The organism is Hallella absiana, from assembly GCF_025457485.1.
GTDB lineage: Bacteria > Bacteroidota > Bacteroidia > Bacteroidales > Bacteroidaceae > Prevotella > Prevotella absiana.
On the sequence record NZ_JAMXSP010000001.1, the window covers coordinates 205,646 to 226,371 of the forward strand.

At 52.7% G+C, this 20,726-nt stretch carries 14 protein-coding genes and 2 tRNA genes; 8 read left to right on the forward strand and 8 right to left on the reverse strand.

Translation table 11 applies throughout. The annotated features are described in order from the left end of the window. Window positions 1–7: 7 nt before the first annotated feature. The 8 genes from NG346_RS00770 to NG346_RS00805 all read right to left on the reverse strand — a co-directional run bounded on the left by NG346_RS00770 (window position 8) and on the right by NG346_RS00805 (window position 8,555). Window positions 8–733 carry a DUF6048 family protein gene (locus NG346_RS00770; protein WP_262278788.1) on the reverse strand — a complete coding sequence of 242 codons (726 nt, stop codon included), beginning with the start codon at window positions 731–733 and terminating at the stop codon, window positions 8–10. Beyond that, complete coding sequence (locus NG346_RS00775) at window positions 705–1,241, reverse strand: DUF6452 family protein (RefSeq protein ID WP_262278787.1); 537 nt, start codon at window positions 1,239–1,241, stop codon at window positions 705–707. Before NG346_RS00775 ends, NG346_RS00770 begins: the two co-directional genes overlap by 29 nt. A gap of 95 nt (window positions 1,242–1,336) precedes the next feature. After that, complete coding sequence (locus NG346_RS00780) at window positions 1,337–2,290, reverse strand: glycosyltransferase family 2 protein (protein WP_262278786.1); 954 nt, start codon at window positions 2,288–2,290, stop codon at window positions 1,337–1,339. Window positions 2,291–2,339: 49 nt separating this feature from the next. After that, a complete protein-coding gene (locus NG346_RS00785; protein ID WP_262278785.1) occupies window positions 2,340–2,921 on the reverse strand; it encodes a DUF4199 domain-containing protein in 582 nt (193 codons plus the stop codon). A 159-nt stretch (window positions 2,922–3,080) separates the two neighbouring features. Beyond that, the gene (locus tag NG346_RS00790; RefSeq protein WP_396266654.1) at window positions 3,081–4,367 is read right to left on the reverse strand and encodes a histidine-type phosphatase; all 1,287 of its coding nucleotides are present in this window, start codon (window positions 4,365–4,367) and stop codon (window positions 3,081–3,083) included. Window positions 4,368–4,504: 137 nt separating this feature from the next. Continuing rightward, window positions 4,505–7,804, reverse strand: coding sequence for a TldD/PmbA family protein (locus NG346_RS00795; RefSeq protein ID WP_262278783.1), 3,300 nt, complete (start codon window positions 7,802–7,804; stop codon window positions 4,505–4,507). Window positions 7,805–8,391: 587 nt separating this feature from the next. After that, a tRNA-Lys gene (locus NG346_RS00800) sits at window positions 8,392–8,464 on the reverse strand. Between the two features lie 18 nt (window positions 8,465–8,482). Next, window positions 8,483–8,555: transfer RNA gene (locus tag NG346_RS00805), tRNA-Pro, on the reverse strand. 174 nt (window positions 8,556–8,729) lie between these two features. On the opposite strand from NG346_RS00805, the gene NG346_RS00810 reads away from it, so the two are divergent. Genes NG346_RS00810 through NG346_RS00845 form a run of 8 tightly spaced genes read left to right on the forward strand, consistent with a single transcriptional unit; the run spans window position 8,730 to window position 20,428 of the window. Further along, window positions 8,730–9,887, forward strand: coding sequence for a zinc-dependent metalloproteinase lipoprotein (locus NG346_RS00810; protein ID WP_262278782.1), 1,158 nt, complete (start codon window positions 8,730–8,732; stop codon window positions 9,885–9,887). 14 nt (window positions 9,888–9,901) lie between these two features. Beyond that, window positions 9,902–11,152 carry a 3-phosphoshikimate 1-carboxyvinyltransferase gene (locus NG346_RS00815; RefSeq protein WP_262278781.1) on the forward strand — a complete coding sequence of 417 codons (1,251 nt, stop codon included), beginning with the start codon at window positions 9,902–9,904 and terminating at the stop codon, window positions 11,150–11,152. A gap of 5 nt (window positions 11,153–11,157) precedes the next feature. After that, window positions 11,158–11,547 (forward strand): hypothetical protein, encoded by a 390-nt coding sequence (locus NG346_RS00820; RefSeq protein ID WP_262278929.1) that lies wholly within the window; start codon window positions 11,158–11,160, stop codon window positions 11,545–11,547. A 19-nt stretch (window positions 11,548–11,566) separates the two neighbouring features. Continuing rightward, window positions 11,567–15,073, forward strand: coding sequence for a type IX secretion system periplasmic lipoprotein PorW/SprE (gene porW, locus NG346_RS00825; RefSeq protein WP_262278780.1), 3,507 nt, complete (start codon window positions 11,567–11,569; stop codon window positions 15,071–15,073). Window positions 15,074–15,075: 2 nt separating this feature from the next. Continuing rightward, window positions 15,076–16,650, forward strand: coding sequence for a T9SS response regulator signal transducer PorX (porX, locus tag NG346_RS00830; protein ID WP_262278779.1), 1,575 nt, complete (start codon window positions 15,076–15,078; stop codon window positions 16,648–16,650). Window positions 16,651–16,654: 4 nt separating this feature from the next. Continuing rightward, the gene (gene queG, locus NG346_RS00835) at window positions 16,655–17,599 is read left to right on the forward strand and encodes a tRNA epoxyqueuosine(34) reductase QueG (protein WP_262278778.1); all 945 of its coding nucleotides are present in this window, start codon (window positions 16,655–16,657) and stop codon (window positions 17,597–17,599) included. A gap of 55 nt (window positions 17,600–17,654) precedes the next feature. Continuing rightward, entirely contained in the window at window positions 17,655–18,437 is a 783-nt protein-coding gene (gene nagB, locus NG346_RS00840) for a glucosamine-6-phosphate deaminase (protein WP_262278777.1), read from the forward strand. After that, complete coding sequence (locus tag NG346_RS00845) at window positions 18,437–20,428, forward strand: glucosamine-6-phosphate deaminase (RefSeq protein WP_262278928.1); 1,992 nt, start codon at window positions 18,437–18,439, stop codon at window positions 20,426–20,428. Before nagB ends, NG346_RS00845 begins: the two co-directional genes overlap by 1 nt. Window positions 20,429–20,726: the final 298 nt, after the last annotated feature.

The following is a 20,726-nucleotide window of genomic DNA, read 5'->3' on the forward strand; positions in this document are numbered from 1 at the left end:
CATAGGATCAAAGTTCCACAATGATGTCGAAGGTGCCACCGATGCGTGTGGAGGCTTGCTTTCCGAAGCCCGGCACATACCAGACGTTGCCCAGCGGCCCGTCGTCGTGGGAGAGTCGGCGGTAGTAGCGTACGCTCCAGCCGAGGTGTATCGGCCCGTAGATCTTCGCGTCGATGCCCGCCAGTGCTTCCATCCATGTGTACTTGGCTTTCACGCCCTCTTCGTGCACCGGATGGTTGCCGCCGTAGACAGGATCGATGATGGCGGGATTGTCGACATCGTATTTAAAGGAAGTACCGGCAACGCGGGCACCGATATAGGTACGGTAGATGTCGTGCTTGTTCTTCATGATGTTGAAGTCCATACCAATCTTGGCGTAAGGTGCGGAGGTGTGATAGCTGATTGCCGTCGTCACCTCGCGGTGGTCAGCCTTACCAAGACCAAACTCCACGACGGGAAAATACTTATCCTTGAAGTTCACGCGCACGCCGGCCTCGTACTGTCCGTAGTCCGAAACGGCCTTCTGAACGAGTCCGATGGCATCGACTTTAACCTGTACGCCACGGAAGAAGGGTATGGAGTCATCGATCTCCTTGCGCCGCAGGGCTTCCTGCTCCTCTTTGGAGAGGTGGCGTGGCTGTTGCGGCTGCTTCTGCATCGCCTTCTTCTGACCGTAGACGGCGGGAGCGAGGAGCATCAAGAGACTAATAACGATACTCCTTAAAATATACATAGAAATGCTTCTTGGATGCATCATAGGTGATATCGCGGTTTTGGATGGTGATGGAGTCAATGGCATTGCGTGTGTAGTGTATGCCTTTGACCTCATGGAAATAGTTCATGCCACAGTCCACGGACTCAAAGTGCGGGATGTTGGTCTTGTCGATGGTCACCGTGTCCATGGTGTGGTTGGTACGGAGGTAGAGGATGTCGCGGTCACGGGCGTAGCTCACGGGCAGCGTGAAGCTGTCGGTGTTGACTTGTTGGTTGATGAGTATGGTATCGTTGCCATCGTTGCGGCTGGTCCAGATGGTGAGCGTGTCGGGCAGCGTCGTTACCTTGCCCATGAGCTTATAGTTGGCATACACCGTGTTGTTAAGAGGGCAGTCAACGGAGGAGCAAGAGGCGAGGAAGAGCAAAAGAAAGAGAGGAAGAAAGAGTAGACCCTCTCTAGCTCTCCCTAAAAGGGAGAGAAATGCCCATCGAAAAGAGCCGTTGGAAGGATGGTTGTTATTTTGCATATTTGTTGATGCCAATGTTATTATTATTGTTGCCGGGTATTGCAATTCTCTCCCTCTTAGGGAGAGCTAGAGAGAGTCTAGAGTTAGAGGGCCTTTTAATCTATTTCCTTCTCAATCTGATAGTCATTCCTGCTTGGGTTTTGCCTGCTGATCAGATCACCGATGAAGCCGGCGAGGAAGAACTGCGAGCCGAGGATGAGTGCCGTGAGCGCCACGAAGAACGAGGCGTGCTGGCTGAGCAGATCGCCATAGACACCGTTGCAGAGGTTATAGATCTTCTCACCGAAGAGCCAGCAGAGCGAGAGGAAGCCGATGAAAAAGACGATGCTGCCGATGAAACCAAAGACATGCATCGGTTTCTTGCCAAAGTTGGTGAGAAACCACAGCGTCAGCAAATCGAGATAACCATTGAAGAAACGGTTGATGCCGAACTTCGAGTGACCGTATTTACGGGCCTGATGGTGCACGACTTTCTCTCCGATCTTGGTGAATCCGGCGTTCTTGGCCAGATATGGGATATAGCGGTGCATCTCTCCATAGACCTCAATATTCTTCACTACGTCGCGGCGGTATGCCTTCAGTCCGCAGTTGAAGTCATGGAGATTGTGGATACCCGAGATCTTGCGCGCCGTAGCGTTGAAGAGCTTCGTGGGAATTGTCTTCGACAGCGGGTCGTAGCGTTTCTGCTTGTAGCCCGAAACGAGGTCATAGCCTTCATCCTTGATCATGTGGTAGAGGCCCGGGATCTCGTCGGGCGAGTCCTGGAGGTCAGCGTCCATGGTGATGACCACATTGCCCTGAGCCTTCTTAAAACCGCAGTAGAGAGCCGGGCTCTTACCGTAGTTGCGCCGGAACTTGATAGCCTTGACGTTGCCGTCCTTCTTCGACAGCTCCTCGATGACGTCCCAGGAGTGGTCGGTGGAACCGTCGTTGACAAAGATGATCTCGTAAGAGAAGTTGTTGGCTTGCATGACGCGCTGGATCCAGGCGTGCAGTTCCGGCAGCGATTCTGCCTCATTGAAAAGGGGTACTACAACAGATATATCCATGATGATGTTTCTTTCTTTTTTAGGTGGTTGGTAAGTGTTTTGCTTGGTGCTATTCAGCGTGCTCGTGTTGTCCGTGGTTCTCTTGTCCGTTGGTGGGCATGTAAGCCTTTGTCCGGCACGCCAGCGCAATGGGCAGGCTGAGCAGCGCGCCTATGAAGAGGTTGTCCATCATGACGACGAAGGTCAGCTGCAAGGGCGAGAGCTGTCCCACCATGCCGATGGTCTGCTTCATCTGCTCCACAGCCTGCAAGGCAGCGGCACCTTCTTGGCGGTAGACATCCTCCATCGTCTTGATCGACGCGCCGAGCATAGCCATGAAAGCGCCATGGTCGAAGAAGCGGAGATAAACAAACTGCACGGCCGCAAAGAGCAGAGACGCATAGAAAAACGTATAGCAACTAAACGCATAGCCGCGACGGAAGGAGATATGCCCGTCCAAAGCGTCGTTGCGAAAGCGCACTAAAAACCAGCCCACAACGATCGGTGTGCTCAGCGCCAGCAGACTGCCCAACACGGAGGCAGGAGCAAGGACGATGCTCAAGAAGCTGGCAGTCCACACCAAAGCCAGCGCCGCACCATACTGGCGGGCGTAGGCTTTGAGCTGTACCAAGTCCATTACATTGATTATCATACTGCAAAATTACTCATTTTCAGCAAGAAAGATTAAGGTTTTGTCGCTTTTTAATGATTTTTCTAATCATGGGACAGAAGCGTATCTGTTCAGCGAATATATCTCACACCGGGAAATTCGCTGAACAGTCACAGGTCCATCATCTGGAGCTAAGGCAGCCTATTTTAATTGCTCCAACCGATGAAGGAGATAGGCACGCACATCTTTCCAGTGGTAGTAAGGTGCTTTGTCTGTAGAGATAGGCAATGTGGCTTCGTTTTCGTTGAGGAGCACTTTGACGAGGATGTCGGCATTGGTGAGATCCGTGGCCGTGTTGGGCTTATAGAAGATGAACTGCACGTTGCATGCCATGGGATAGATGTCGTAGTTGTTCCATCCGCGGTCATCGAGCTGTTCGAGGTCGTCGATGGTCTCGCCGTAGTGGTTGAGGTTGAGCAGGCACACCAGTGGCATGACATCCGACTCATGGGCAAAGCGCAGCGTAGCACCGGGATGCTGGAGAAGCAGACAGCTGTCGGCCGTCGTGATGATATTGTTCAGCAGGTTGGCTTGCGTGAGCAGTCCATAGCTGTGAGCCTGTCGTGAGGGACCGTAATACATATACCACATCGCATTCTTGCGCTGCCAGGAGTCATAGACCTCCTTGTCGGTGAAGATCGGCCAGAGGCTGAACTTATGTCTGAGTTCCGTGCTCTGGATGTTGGCGGCCAGGTCAAAGAGACGCTGTCCGAGCTTGTTGGCATCGATGGTGTGGGCGTAGGCCGTGTCGTTGAAGAGCAGTCCCATCAGATGGCTGTAGTTCTCATGGTTCTTGTTGAAGTCGGCGAGTGCCTGACGGGCCTCCGGCGTGTCGCGCAGCTTGTTGTATTTACCGTGCTCATCGTTCATGTAGTACATGTCGTGCTGACTGGCGTCGCTGGTGATGACCATGCGTGGGTTGAGACGGGCCAGTTCCATGAGCTCATTCTCCATGGAGAGGATGCAGCGGATGACGATGGTGGAGCGTGCGTCGACGTGCACGTTGCCGTTGAATACCTGCGGGAATCGCATGTACATGCGGTGGGCGATGCCGCGGTGCTGCTCAGCGCCTAATGGTGTCAGCTCACCTAAGCGTCCCTGCGCCTCAGCGACCAGCATTCTTACTTTGTCGAGCACGTCGTGACCGCGTGGCGAGAGCTTGCCGAGGCTGTCGGCTTTGGCCAGGATGTTCACCGCATCGCTGTATTGGGCCGGACTGATGAGATAGCGTGATCCGTGGCGGCCGTAGTGACTAATATAATAAGGTGTGTAGCCTTCCGGTGCCTTGGTCAGCTTCTGTTTCGGTCCGGGATAGGCGAGATAGTTGCTGGCCGCGAGATTGCGGTCGGCCTTGATTTCCTCTTTTGCTCTTTGCGCCATGGCCGGCATCGTGAGCACGAGCAGCATGGCAATGAAAATCTTTCTCATCTGCATATTATATGACTTCTTTTTAGCTCTTATCTACATTCTCCATTCAATATTTAACATTGAGCATTCAACATTGATCATTGTTTTCATTGAACATTCAACATTGAATCCATTCATCATTCAACATTCAACACTCATCATTCGCTAACCGGGTACGGGATCTCGAACTCTTTCTGCACCTCCATGGTAGCCTTGTTGAGCTCGATCTCGTTGAGCAGGAAACTGTGTGGATAGATGATGGTGAACGTATAAGGATTGATGACGTTGAAGAGATCCTCCTTGTTCGAAACGGCGAGGATATTCATCAGCTCATCGTCTGATGGTGTCATGTTCTGGTCTGTCTTCATCAGTTTCATGGCTCCCGTCTTCACGTCGACTTGGTAGAGTCGTGTGGCAGACTGACGGAGCGGCATCTCCACGATGTAGGCGAAGGGCAGGTTCCGTTTCTTTGCCTGTTTGATGAGCAGTTTCAACATGTCTTTCTCCGGTGTGGTCGATGTAGCCTGCACCTGCATGGTGTTGAAGCCCGTGCTGATGCTTGGCTTGTCGGGATCGTTGAAGAAACGTGCACTGCCCGTGGTGGCGGGAGCGAACAGCGTAGGTACGGCACCGTTGAGTTTGGCCTTCAGCACGCCATGGTCGATGAGCGTGAACTGTGGAGCCGGTGTCACGCCGTCGGCATCTGCCGTCGTGTGGCCATAGACCGGCTGATCCTCGTAGGTCTTCAGGTCGTTGCGGTTGACGATAGAGATCATGTTGCTGATGAAGGGCTCACCGATCTTCTGTCCGATGTCGTCGCCATCTTCTTCGTAGGAAGGCTCTGAGATCAGTCGGTTGTCGACGAGAGAGTTCATGGCGGCACCGTCGACATAGAGGGCCGGACCCTTGTAGTATTTCGGCATAGCGGGTGCCTGACAGAGCGTCATGCAGCTGTCGGCAAAGGCGCGTACCTGAGCTTCCAGCACGTCGTCGGCAGGAATCTCAGCCGTACTCTCGTAGGCGAAGGTGTAGTCATCGCTTTGCTCCACCTGGTCGGCATCGCGGAAGTAGGCTTCGGCAGTGATGATGACACGGTGATGGGGCTGCTTGATCTTCACGTTTTCAGATGTCAGGCGGTAAGAGACCATCTGCTCTCCGCTGATCTTCACCGAGGTGTGATAGAGCTTGGGATAGTGCTCAAAGACGGCAGAGAGGCGCTTGGCGGTCTGCTCCAGCCTTGGCATGTCGATGTCGAAGCCGGAGTTGTCGTCGACGATCTGCGTGGACGGCTTCATCGGTTGCAGGTTGGGGAGCTTCGACAGATCGAGCGAGGGAGGATTCTGTTTCAAGTAAGAGTTCTTCTGTGCCTGCAATACCACAGCCTGCTTATAGGCGGCGTCGTTGAGTTGCCAGAAGGCGCGGCGGATGTCGTTGTAGTCGACTTGTTCGCCATTGTTGAGTCCGAGCACGTTCTCTTGTCCCGGCAGTTCGTTGGTACTCTTATAGTTGCCGAGAAGCAGATGGGTGGACAGATAGGTGTGCCACGGTGTCTGGTCGCTCAAGGAGATGCCACCCAATTCGCCGGTGATGTCGAAACCACGTGAGCGTGTAGCCATCATGTCGAGATAAAACGGCTTGGGCGATCCTTCGAGTTGCAGGCTGTCCATCGACCGTTTCATGTCGTCGCTCATGGCGGTGAAGATCACGTTGTCGACATCCTTGCCGATAGCATTGGTGAGCGGTTGGTACTCCTTATTATATATAGGGGCCTTGAGGATCGGCGGTACGAAGTCGGTCTTCTGTGCACGTTGGGTCTCTATCTGACTGACAAAGACGGCAGGGGCGCAGGCTGTCACGGGCACCCAACCCGACTCAGCGCCACAGCTGCCGGTGAACACGGCGGGACGGTCGCCTGCTGCCTGGATATGGGAGAACATCGAGAGCGGTGTGCCGATGAGGCTCACACCACGCACGAGCTCGTCGGGCTTGCCGTTGACAAAGACACGGTAGACCTCCACGGGCGTGACGTTGAACGAGTTGATGCTTCCGCCTTCGCCCGTCATCGTGTAGCCGCTCGTCACCGTACGGAAGAAATAGCCGTAGGGCTTGCCCTGCCGCTTGGCCTCGCGGATGAGCATGTCGCGCAGCTGGGCATCTGTATAGGACTTGGTGGTCTCTACGATCAGGTTGGACTGTCGGCTGACGGGATCGCTTTTCAGGTCAGCGCGGCCGTGTCCGTTGCTCTCGTGGAAGCCGTCGATGGGTTTGCGGCTCATGAGAAAGGAGCGCAACACGCCGTTTACGACATTGTCGACGCGACGGGCTTTCACGCCTTCGTCGTCGTAGCGGTAGCTGCCGTTCATGTCCACGCCGGCATAGTGGCGCAGCGTAGGATCGCAATAGACGTTGAAGGTGGTGGGCAGCACTTGCTTGCCGACCATATTCTTAAAGGTCTCGCCGCCTTTCTTGAGGCGGTGGCCTTCGAGACGATGACCGAAGATCTCATGGAAGAAGACGCCGGCAGCCGGACCCGAGAGGATGGCCGGACCGGTATAGGGGTTGGCGACGGGAGCAGCCTTCAGTGCTTGTACACGTTTGAGCAGGTCTTGTGCTGCGCTGACGAGACGCTCCTCAGAGGGCAGCGAGTCGGGGTTGAAGGCAAAGAAGTCCTGCAACACAGGCAGCATCATGCCGTCGTCGGCCATGGCCTGCGCGAGGATGACAATGCGCGCCGAGCGCCGGTTCTGCACCACCTCGGTGCCGTCGGTGTTGACGAGATAGGATCGGTTGACCTCATAGATCAGTGCTGCCGTACCGTTCTGAAGGGTAGGATCAGCCTTGAACACGGCGCTGACGGCATTGAGCTTCTTGACCCATTGCTGGTCGTCGAGCTTCGTCGTGGTGGGATCAACGGGCTCTTCGTAGTAGCGCTCGGCCGGTGCTTTGGAGAAGCAGGGTGCCTTGTCCTCGTCGGCGGCTGACGTGGCGGCCTTGCTCTTGGCGTCCTCGTATGCCTCTACGGCTCCGTCGTAGGCAGCCATCGTGGCTTGCCAGAAGTTGGTGGTGATGCCGTCGGTGGCATTGTCGTCAAAGGGCAGTGTGGCTCCCTGCTGGCGTCCGCCGTCGGTATCGTCCTTGTAGTTGTCAAGTGCCATGGAACCGACGCGTACCTGTGGGATAAACGATCGCATGTGACTGTCGTTGTTGCCGTTGAGCACGCCGAAGGTACTGGTGATCGTGTGCGTGTTGTTGTCCTCCACGCGATAGCTCATGAAATAGGGCTTCACCGCCTGCTTTTGCAGCTCGGCGAAGTTGTATTTCAGCCGGTCACGAAGGAGCGTGAGCAACTTGTCTTGCTGCTGGGCGGAGGCTGTGAGGGGGTAGAGGCAGAGCAATAGCAGTGCCCACGCTAACTGTCGAAAAGCAGTTGCTTTGTCAGAGAATAGGTGTTGTTTCATGGTGACTTGATTATATTTATGGCAAACTTACATAAAATATTTGGAATATTTACTTTTTTGTGGCAATAAAATGCAGTTCTTTGTGCAAAAGAGCGATAGAAAGGTCGTGGTGGTGTTGTTTTATCCCTTGTTTGCTGCCTTTGCACACGTTGCTGTATTTAAAATTATGAGAATAGCACTACAAAGGTTTAGAATCTCCTTCTCGTTGTTGAGCAATTCCGATTACATAGATTCGTAAAAGAAATAAGAATGAGCTGTAGAGCAGATGGGGAAATACGGGGGTGACGTACAGGTATGAAAAAAGGAAGTATGCTTTCTATCAAAGACCAGCCGAACAGATAAATTGTTCATACTTTTACCAATAAGCACGATTGAACAACAGATAGGAATTGATACCAGAGAAGGGATATCGAGCAGGGTATCAAACAGGGTATCAAAACTATGTCGTAAGCTGACAATCCCTGTCGTATCATGTCGTAGCGTGTCCACTTGATTTCAATCCCTCGAAGCAACTGAGAATCAGTGTTTTATCAACTAATTGACTGGAAGCCAACGAAAAAGGGAGAGCGTTTGGCTCTCCCTCTGAGTGACTCGCATGGGGTTCGAACCCATGACCCCAACATTAAAAGTGTTGTGCTCTACCAACTGAGCTAGCGAGTCAACGGTTTTGTTTACTTGTCGGGATTACTGGACTCGAACCAGCGACCTCGCGCCCCCCAGACGTGTGCGCTACCAACTGCGCCAAATCCCGTAGTTTTTAAAACCGAGTGCAAAGGTACACATTCTATCTGAATCCACCAAATTTTCGGGCAACTTTTTCATTTGTTTGTTGTTTTTAATGTAAATATATAGGGCGTAACTACGTTATTTCAAGGGATATTTTGTATTTTTGCAAGACGTATAAATAATGAAGAACGTACTATAGATGTTGGTCAATCAAAAACATTTTGCCCTGTGGCTGCTCCTAACTCTGTGCTTGGGGCTTACAGCCTGTGGGGGCGACGACGGCCTTGTGTCGGTCGACGAAAGCAAATTGGTCACCGACACTGCTGAGATAGACAGCAACTATGAATATGAGTTGCCGGTTATCTTCCATGTCCTGTATAAGGACCAGTCCGATGCGACCCAGTATATTCCTGCCGCACGTTTGAAAAACCTGCTGCAATATGTCAATGAGATCTATCAGGGAGGAATCTATGGCGAGAGCGAGAATCTGCATCTGAAGTTCGTCTTGGCGGAAAAGGACGAGAAAGGAAAGAAGCTCGGAACGCCCGGGGTCGAATATGTGAAGTACGACGGCGACTATCCCATCGACGTCAGTGCCTTCATGTCTGACAACACCGGTGCCAATGTGAAATATATTTGGGACCCCAACCAATATATCAATGTGATGATGTTCAACTTCAAGTCAGCGTCTTCCAATGAGGTGACGTTGGGCATCTCTCACATGCCGCACACGGTAGACAACAGAGTAGAGGGGCTGGACAATGTTAAGACACAGTATATTGCCAAAAGTCAACTGAAATATCCGCTTTGCTCTTCTATCAACAGCACTTATGCCGCACAGGCTTCTGGTGGTGGCTATTTCCAGTCTGACCGATACACAGACGACAACCATACAGCCCATACGCTCTCCACGGCAGATGTCGTCGTCACGATGGCACATGAACTGGGACATTATCTCGGTCTCTATCATGCTTTCACGGAAGATAAGAAAGACGGAGGCTTTCAGCCCGTAGACTCTTGCGGTGACACCGACTACTGCAAGGACACGCCATCGTATAATCGTATCGACTATAATAATTATTTGGAAACGCTGAACTTCGAACAAAACGACCCCAGCATTACTAAGAAGATGCTGTCAAGAAACTCATGTGACGGTAAGACCTTTGAGTCGGACAACATCATGGACTACAGTCTGACGATGGGATTCCAGATTACCGCAGATCAGAAGAAGCGCATCAGAAACGTGCTTTACTATAGTCCGCTCATTCCAGGACCCAAGAAAAACAATATCAACACCAGAACACGGGCCACAGACGACAATCACCCGCTGGATTTGAAATTCACCATTATTAAATAAGCAACCAATAGATTATGACATACGATATTACAGCACCGAAAACGCTCGACGCCAGCATCAAACTGCCGGCATCGAAAAGCATCAGCAACAGAGCATTGATCATCTACGCACTCAGCGGCGGAGAGCATGTGCCCACAAACTTATCGGACTGCGACGACACAGCCGTAGTCATCAACGCTTTGAAGTCCACCGACAAGGTCATCGACGTGAAGGCAGCAGGCACTGCCATGCGTTTTCTCTCGGCATATCTGTCTCTCACACCCGGCGAACACGTCATTACCGGATCTGAACGCATGAAGCACAGACCTATCGGCATCTTGGTGGACGCGCTTCGTGCGCTGGGCGCTGACATCGAGTATGTCGGTGAGGAGGGCTTCCCTCCCCTTCGTATCACAGGTCATCAACTGGAAGGCGGCCAGCTGGAGATTCCCGGCAACGTCAGCTCTCAGTTCATCTCAGCTCTCCTGCTCATTGGTCCTATGCTGAAAAATGGCTTGCAACTGACACTTCAAGGCGAAATCATCTCACGTCCTTACATCGATCTGACGCTGTGGGTGATGAGTAGTTTTGGTGCCCAAGCCAGTTGGATGGACAACAACACGATAGAGGTGAAGCCACAACCCTACGTCAACAAGCCCTACGTCATCGAGAACGACTGGAGCGCAGCCAGCTACTGGTACGAGATGGTGGCACTCTTCGGCGACAGCATGCCGGAGGTGAGACTCAACGGACTCATGGACAGCTCACGCCAAGGCGACTCGATCATCAAATACATCTTCTCGCTCTTAGGTGTAAAAACCTCGTTCTGTACTGATCCCAAGACGGGTGAGACCTTTACCACTCTGAAACATAAGATCGGCGGTGTGCAGCATTTAGACTTCGACTTCATCAATTGTCCCGACTTGGCACAGACCGTTGTGACGGCCTGTTGCGCTTTGGGCGTGTCATTCCATTTCACGGGACTGGCGAGCCTGAAGATCAAGGAAACCGACCGCATAGAAGCCTTGAAAAACGAGCTCCGCAAGATGGGCTTCCTCATCCGTAGCGTGAATGACAGCGAACTGATTTGGGATCACGGACGTTGCGAGCCTACTTTCGAACCTATCGACACGTATGAGGATCACCGCATGGCTATGTCGTTCGCTCCTCTTGCCATCGTGCATCCCCATCTGCGCATCAATCATCCCGAAGTCGTCAGCAAGTCTTATCCTCATTTCTGGAGCGACTTGCGCCAAGCCGGCTTCCTTATCGAAGAAGAACAATGAATATCATCGTCTATCTCCTCATCAGTCTCGCCGTGCTGGGCATCATCACAGCGGGCTCCAGTTTGCTTTCCCGTCATCGTGGACACGACGAGGAACCGGTCATCCCCGATGCCTCGGACAGTTGCGCCACCTGTACGGGATTCAACGACAAATGCGAGCAAGACTGCATGTTGGAAGCAGCTACAAAGCCTATCGAGTATTTCGAAGATGAAGAACTCGATGCCTTTAAGGGTCGTCCTTCCGATAAGTACACCGACGAAGAGGTAGAGCAGTTCGCTGAAGTCCTGGAGTCGTTGCGCCCGGAAGAAGTTGCGGCATGGGGACGAAGCCTCAACCTTAGGGGAATAGAGTTGCCGGATATGCTAAAGGACGAATATGTGGCAATGGTGAAATAATTCGAGAATAAAACACAAAGTGAAGTTCCAAAGCTCATATCTCTTATCCGCTGTCCTGCTGTCAGCCGTCATCTTGGTCATAGCAGGTTGCTCCAGTAGTAAGAACACCGCGGGCACTCGCTGGTGGAAGGCCTTCAACGCCCATTACAACACCTATTATAATGGTACGCTGGCCTATATCGACGGTTCGCTGGAAAAGGAGAATGGCAACAAAGACAACTTCACAGAACTGATTCCGCTCTATACCGTTGGCAACAAAAACAGCCGCGAGTTGGGTAAATCCAACTACGACAGAGCAATAGAGAAAAGCCAGAAAGCCATACAGCGCTATAGCATCAAGCGCAGACCCGTGTGGGACAAGAACCGCAAAAAGACGGAGCGTGACATAGAATGGCTACAACGCAGAGAATACAATCCCTTTCTTTGGAAAGCCTGGATGCTGATGGGACGCTCACAGTTCTACGAAGGTGACTTCGACGGAGCCGCTTCTACCTTCAGCTATATGTCGCGGCTCTATGCCACTCAACCGGCCATCTACAGCCGTGCTCAGGCTTGGCTGGCCAAGACCTACGTGGAGAGCGGGTGGATCTACGATGCTGAGGAAGTCATCCGCAATGCCCGACGTGACTCCATTCCGAGTGTTGCCCGCAAGGAATGGGACTATACTTTGGCCGATTACTATATCCATACACAGCACTATGCCGAAGCGATCCCCCATCTGAAAAAGGTTATCCGCCATGAGATGCGACGCAAACAGAAAGCACGCGAGTATTTCCTGCTCGGGCAGATTTATGCACTCACCAACATGAATCAGGATGCCTATAAGGCATATCAGAGGGCTGTCCGCGCCAATCCGCCCTATGAGCTGGAACTCAATGCTCGCGTGGCACAGACGGAGGTGATGGCTTCGCGGCAGTCGGGAAAAATGATCGGACGGCTCAAACGCATGGCGGCTTCAGATAAAAACAAGGAGTATCTCGACCAAGTGTACTATGCGATGGGTAACATATACCTCTCCCAACGCGACACGACAAAGGCGATCGCAGCTTACGAGCGGGGTGGTGCCAAGTCCACGCGCAATGGCGTCGAGAAAGGTGTGCTGATGCTGAAACTTGGAAATCTCTATTGGGACAAGGAGCGTTTTGCCGATGCTCAGCGTTGCTACACCCTGGCGATAGGCATGTTGGACAAGGATCGGAAGGACTACGCACAGCTTACCGAGCGCTCCAAAGTCCTTGACGCACTCGTACCCTATACCGAAGCTGTGCATCTCCAAGACTCTCTGCAATCGCTGGCAAGGATGGATGACGCGCACCGCAACGCAGCCATCGACCGCGTCATCACTGCTTTGAAAAAGAAGGAAAAGGAAGAGAAACGTGCGCAGGAAGTGCAGGAGGCCTCCAACCGACTGTCGGAAGGCAATGACATGGAGCGCACACAGCAGAGATCATCGCAGCGTCAGACCAACACGACGGGCTTCCAGCAAAATGGCGCCTGGTATTTCTATAACCCTATGGCCGTGCAGCAAGGTAAGGAACAGTTCCAACGGCTGTGGGGAAAACGCAAGAATGTCGACAACTGGCAGCGTGCCAACAAGACGGTGGTGGCCGATGGTCAGGCCAACACGGACCTTGCGTCCACTGACTCCTTATATAATAAGGACACCGGAAAGGAAGTCTCGGCTGACTCTACGGCAGAAGATTCCAAGACGGTCAAGCCCTCTGAGGATCCTCACACGAGAGAATACTACATGGCACAAATACCTTTCACAGCCGAGCAACTCAAGGCCAGCAACAGCATTCTTTGCGACGGATTGTTCAACAGTGGCATCATCTTCAAGGACCAGTTGGGCAATATGGAACTCAGTCGCAAAGCCTTGGAGCGCTTGAACCGCAATTATCCCGACTACGAGAAGGCCGATGAGGTGCTCTATCACCTCTTCTTGCTCTACTCACGCATGGGCGAAACGACCCAGGCTCAGCAACAGGTGGCGACGCTGAAAGCCAAATTCCCCAAGAGCCATTGGACAACGCTGCTCTCTGATCCCAACTTTCTGTCCAACGCACGCTATGGCGAGCAGATCGAGGACTCGCTCTATGGTGCCACCTACGATGCTTTCAAGGCTGAGCGCTATACCGAGGTAGCGGCCAACAACCGTGTTTCGGCCCAGCGGTTCCCCCAGGGACAAAACCGCGATAAGTTCATCTTCATCGGTGGACTGACCCGCCTCAATGAGGGCGACAGCCAAGGATGTCTCGCAGCGATGGACTCTCTGGTGGCTCGTTTCCCCGAGAGTAAGCTGACCGAACTGGCCGGAATGATCATCAACGGAGTGAAGGCCGGCCGGCAACTCCACGGCGGACATTTCGACATTGGCAATTTCTGGCAGCGGCGTACCGAGGTGCTGACCGAGGCAGACAAGAAGAAAGAGATGAAGCTCAGCAATGAGCGCAACACACCTTTCTGCTTTCTGCTTGTCTACGCTCCCGATTCTGTCAGGGAGAACCAGCTGCTATTCCAGGTGGCCCGCTATAACTTCACAAGCTATCTTGTCCGTGATTTCGATATCGCCATTGACGATTTGGACGGCATCCACCGCATGAGGATATCCGGTTTCAACAATTACGATGAAGCACGGCAGTACGCCAATCAGGTGCTGCAACAGCCTTCTATCCAAAAACTCACGGGTAAAGCCCGCGCATTCATCGTTTCCGAGACCAACCTTCCACTGTTGGGAGCGCAGTTTAGTTACGACGACTATTCCAAGTTCTACAACACCCATTTCGCGCCATTGAAGATTTCCACCGCCAGACTGCTGATCGATCCCGCAGAAGTCGTCACGCAACCTATAAAGGAAAAGGTGCCGATGACGGAGAAAGAAGTCGACGACTATCTCAACGGTATCACGGTGGAACCGGAAGAGACACAGGGAGCGTCCTCTACCTTCATTCCTGTTGACAATGGCAATGACCAGAACTACGGCAAGGGTCAGTCGACAGAGGTGGTGACGGAACCGGAGAAGGAACAGACGCAGAGCGGCACCATCATCACAGTAAACGATGATGACGCGAAGACGGCCCAACCTACGACAAAATCTGAAAAGACTGTGAGCAAGACAGCAACGCCTGTTATCAAGTCCAAACAGCAGGAAACGCGGAAGCAACAACTTCTCCCGAAGCCTAAGGAAATGGAGAGCAAGAAGGTGGAAATTGCTGGGAAGACGGGTAACAAAGCCGTGGAGAAGGGCCAGACCGAGAAGCCGAGGCTCTATCCCGACCTGACAAATGGCGCAGAAATCATCTTTGACGACGCTCCGGCAACAACGAAGCCGGCAACAACAGTAGGCACCCCGGTAAATAAGAAACAACAAGGAAGTAAACAGCAGACAACCTCTAAACAGGGCACAACCAGTAAAGTTGGCAACAACAAACAGACCGACAAGGCGAAAGCCAAGCCCAAGGAGCAGACCAAGAAAGAGAAGTCCTTTGACTTAGAGGATGAGTATTACGATTTAGACGGATTTTAAAGATGAACAACGGAGACATATTATGGGTAGATGACGAGATGGATTTGCTCAAGGCTTATCTCATCTTTCTGGAGAAGAAAGGCTATCAGGTAGCCACTGCCAGCAATGGTGCCGATGCCATAGAACTCTGTAAGACGCAGACGTTCGACCTGATCATGCTCGACGAGATGATGCCGGGACTCACAGGCCTGGAGACGTTGCAGCGTATCAAAGAGATACAGCCTCAGACGCCCGTGGTGATGGTCACTAAGAGCGAAGAGGAAGATATCATGGATCAGGCTATTGGCTCTAAGATCGCAGACTACCTGATCAAGCCAGTCAATCCCAGCCAGATACTCTTGACACTCAAGAAGAACATCCATCGGCGGGAGATCGTCAATGAGGTCACACAGAGTTCTTACCAGCAGGAATATCAGCAACTGTCCATGCAGATCGATGATTGCCGCACGTGGACAGACTGGATGGAGGTCTACCGCCGCCTATCATATTGGGACATGGAACTCGGCAGTACCGACAGCACCTTCGCCGAAATGCTGAGCATGCAGAAGGAGGAAGCCAACAACGGCTTTGCCAAATACGTCAAGCAAAACTACCTCGACTGGGTGGATCCACGCCGTTTCCTTCAACAGAAGGCCGGCGAGGACCGCCCGCAGATGAGCCCCGACATCTTCAAGAAATGTGTCTTCCCCGCCATCAGCGCAGGGGAGAAGGTCTTTCTTGTCGTCATCGACAACTTCCGTTGGGACCAGTGGCGCACGCTGGCAACGGAGATTGGCGACCTCTTCGACATTCAGGAAGACATGTACATGAGCATTCTGCCGACAGCCACGCAGTATGCCCGAAATGCCATCTTCAGTGGATTGATGCCGGTGAAGATCCAACAGATGTTCCCGGAGCTGTGGGTTGACGAGGACGAAGAGGAAGGCAAGAATCTCAACGAGGCACCGCTCATCGCCACACAGATCGAGCGCTACCGCCGTCACGACCGCTTCTCCTACCACAAAATCAATGACTCGGCAGCTGCCGACCGCTTCCTGCAACAATACAACAGCCTGAAGGATAACGACCTCAACGTGGTGGTGATCAACTTCATCGACATGCTCTCTCATGCCAGAACGGAATCTAAGATGGTGCGCGAGCTCGCCAGCGACGAGGCAGCCTACCGCAGCATCACGCAGAGCTGGTTCCGCCACTCTGTCATCGGCGAGCTTTTCCGGCTGTTGTCTCAGAGCGATTACCGTGTTATCCTGACCACGGATCACGGTTCCATCCGTTGCGAGAAGCCCATCAAGATCGTCGGTGACCGCAACACCAACACCAATCTGAGGTATAAACTGGGAAAGAACCTCAACTACAACTCCAAAGAGGTCTTCACCATCAAAGCACCTAAAGACGCTCAGTTGCCGGCCCCCAATGTAAGCACGACCTACGCCTTCGCCACAGGAAACACGTTCTTTGCCTATCCCAACAACTACAACTACTACGTGCAATACTATCGCGACACGTTCCAGCATGGCGGCATCTCGATGGAAGAAATGCTCGTGCCGTTAATCACGATGAAGGCAAGAAAGAAATAAAAGCATGATAGAAGCAGCGGAACTTAAGCGTCAGGCTCTCGACTTAGGCTTTTCTGCCTGTGGTATCGCACGGGCTGAACACGTAGACGCCAAGACCGAGCAAGGGCTGAGAAAGTGGCTCAGCGACGGCATGAATGCCGGGATGGACTATATGGACAACTATCTCGACATGCGTCTCGACCCACGGCTGATCATGCCCGGACTAAAGACAATCATCTCCGTAGCACTGAATTATGCGCCCGCACAGACGATGCCAAAGGACCAACCTCAAATGGCAAGCTATGCACTCGGGCAGGATTATCACACCGTCATGCGCGACAAGCTGCTGCTACTGGCTGCCCGGATCATGCCGGAAGAGGTTCGCTTCAATGGCAAGAAGCCGATACCGTCGCCACATTATCGCGTCTTTGTCGACAGCGGACCCGTCCTTGAGCGTTACTGGGCCGTGAAGGCGGGACTCGGATGGATGGGAAAGAACCATCAGCTCATCATCCCACATGGCGGAAGCATGTTTTTTCTTGGTGAGCTCTTCCTCGACATAGAGCTTCCTCCCGACGATCCGATGCCTAACCGCTGCGGCATTTGTCGTCGCTGCATCGATGCCTGTCCGACGCACGCCCTGCTTGAGTCGGGCGAGTTCAACGCTGACCGCTGTCTCTCTTACCAGACGATTGAGAACAAAGGTGAGCTCAGCGAGGAAGCACAGTCGGCGATGGGCAATTGCTTCTACGGTTGCGACCGCTGTCAGCAGGCGTGTCCCTGGAACAGATTTGCAAAGCCAAACACCACGCCGGAACTGCAGCCCAAAGAAGAACTGCTTGAGATGACACTCGACAAGTGGCGTCAGCTCTCTGTCGAGGACTATCGCCGCCTCTTCAAAGGCTCTGCCGTGAAGCGTGCGAAATACGAGGGGCTGATGAGAAACATCCGTCACCTGAAACAAGAATAAACCCAGTTTAGAGCTCATTCTGACCTAAATATCATACTTAATAACAAAGACCAATATGCAAGTAATCATTGAAAACGACTATGAGACGCTCTCTCAGTGGGCTGCGGACCATGTGATCCGTCGCATTAACGCATCGCACTCTACAGCTGACCATCCCTTTGTCTTAGGCTTGCCAACAGGTTCCACGCCTGAGGGCATGTATGCTCTTTTGGTCAAGGCCTGCCGCGAGGGAAAGGTGTCTTTCCGAAATGTAGTTACCTTCAACATGGATGAATACGTCGGTTTGGCTGAGGATCATCCTCAAAGCTACCACTCTTTTATGTTCAACCATCTTTTCAACCATATCGATTGCCCGCAAAAGAATATCCATATTCTCAACGGCAATGCCACGGACCTGCAAGCCGAATGCGAAGCCTACGAGCGTGCCATCAGGCAAGCTGGCGGCATTGACCTGTTCATCGGCGGACTCGGCGTTGACGGGCACATCGCTTTCAACGAGCCGGGATCGAGCCTGCGTTCACGTACAAGGGTGATGACACTCAACGATGACACCCGAATCGCCAACTCACGCTTCTTCGGCGGTGATGCCAGTCTGACGCCACGTCAGGCACTCACCGTAGGCGTAGCCACCGTGACCGATGCCCGTGAGGTGATGATTCTGTGCAACGGACACCACAAGGCGCGCGCGCTTCAGGCCGTTGTCGAGGGACCTGTCACACAGATGTGCCCGGCCAGCGCCCTGCAACTCCATACCAACACAGTCGTCGTCTGCGATGAGCAAGCCACAGACGAACTGAAAGTCTCCACCTATCGTTATTACCGTTCACTTCAAAAATGATTCATTTCAACCTTACTTCCCATATCGTTCTGAACAAAGTGGCCGAGAATCTCTATCAGCCCAAGACGGCCGTTGAGCGTTCGGAACTGACTCGCTTCGAGAAAATCCACACAGATATCTTTCCCAAAACAGAAGATGCCGTGGACAATATCGCCGACGCCATCGAAAGAGAAATCAAAGCCAAGGCACAGGAAAACAAGCCTTGCTTATTGGCACTCGGCACCGGACAGAGTCTGACACCCATCTATGAGGAACTCGTGCGCCGTCACCAATGCGAAGGATTGAGTTTTCACAATGTCATCGTCTTCAATGTCTATGATTACTTTCCACAGAAGGCCGGTTCTGCCATTACCAGTCTGCGGCAGTTGCGTGACCGCTTGCTCGACCATGTTGACATCTGTCCGGAGAATATCTTCTCGCCCGATGGCAGTGTCGCGCAAGAGAATATTCAGGATCAGTGCGCACAATATGAGCAACAAATCCAGCGCTATGGCGGTTTAGACATTGCTCTTCTCGGCATCGGGCGCAGTGGCAACATCGCGGCCAACGAGCCTGGATCAGTCATCACCTCAAGGTCACGGCTGATTCTGATCGACAGTGTGTCGCGTGAAGAGATGACGATGAGTTTCGGTGGACAAGAGCCCGTACCGCCTTGCAGCATCACGATGGGCATCAGCACGATACTCTCTGCCCGCCATATCTTCCTCACGGCATGGGGCGACGACAAGGCCGACATCATCCAAAAAACGGTAGAAGGTCCTATCACGGAGGACATCCCCGCATCGTTTCTTCAGACTCACAACGACGCGCATGTGGTCATCGACCTCGCTGCCGCTGCCAAGCTGACCCGCATCGTCCACCCTTGGCTGGTCTCCAACTGCAAATGGGATGACAAGCTCACCTGCGCCGCTGTGGTGTGGCTTTGCGAGAAAACGCAGAAACCGATACTGAAACTGACCAACAAGGACTATAACAGCAACGGTCTCTCCGAGCTTTTGGCTCTCTACGGTTCGGCTTATAACTGCAACATCAGGATCTTCAATCACTTGCAACATACGATTACCGGATGGCCAGGCGGCAAGCCCAATGACGACGACACCTATCGTCCGGAGCGTGCAAAACCCTATCCCAAGCGGGTCATCGTCTTTTCGCCTCACCCCGACGACGACGTCATCTCGATGGGCGGAACCCTGCACCGTCTTGTAGAGCAAGGCCATGATGTCCACATCGCTTACGAGACGAGCGGTGACATTGCCGTCAACGACGAGGAGGTGACACGTTTCATGCACTTTCTCAACGGTTTCAACCAACTGTTTATGAACGCTGATGATCAGGTAATCGTCAGCATGTATCACGACATCAAACAGTTTCTTGCCAACAAGAAAGAAGGAGACATAGACACGCAGGACGTAAGAACGATCAAAGGATTGATCCGTCGTGGCGAGGCCCGTACGGCAAGTACATATAATGGAGTGCACTCCGATCATGTCCACTTCCTCGACCTTCCTTTCTACGAAAGTGGCAGAGTGGAGAAATATCCGATGACAGAGCGTGATGTCAACATTGTGCGCCGCTTGCTTCAGGACATCAAGCCTCACCAGATCTTTGTGGCTGGTGACCTTGCCGATCCGCACGGCACACACCGCAAATGCACCGATGCGGTACTCGCAGCCATAGATCTTGAGCAACAGGCGGGAGCGGAATGGCTCAACGATTGCCGCATCTGGATGTACCGCGGAGCGTGGGCAGAGTGGGACGTAAAGGATATAGAGATGTGTGTGCCCATGTCGCCTGAACAGCTGCGCCACAAGCGCAACGCCATTCTCAAGCATGCTTCTCAGGCCGACTTCGCGCCCTTCTTGGGCAACGACGAGCGACTGTTCTGGCAGCGCGCGGAAGACCGCAACCGTGCCACGGCAAAGAAGTACGACGATCTCGGCCTTGCCTGCTATGAGGCGATGGAAGCCTTTGTGGAGTACAAAAGGGACTGACACGAGACATTTGGCTGAATGGTCTGGCCTTTTGGCTGAAAGATTAAAGCAACAAAGAAGGTTTTTTCATAACTTTGCTACTCGAAAAGGACATCGGATTACAGTTTGTAGGAATGATGTCATAAGAGAGTGAGTTCATACGATAAACAATGCCATTTGTGCCAGAATAGTCTTTTCATTCATATAGTACTCGCGGTGCAAGTTTCGTGGGGACACGAGGCTTGCACCATTTTATGAAACGGGTATCATGGCGCAAGACTATATATGGTGCAAGCGGGTAGTACATCAATCGTTCTTG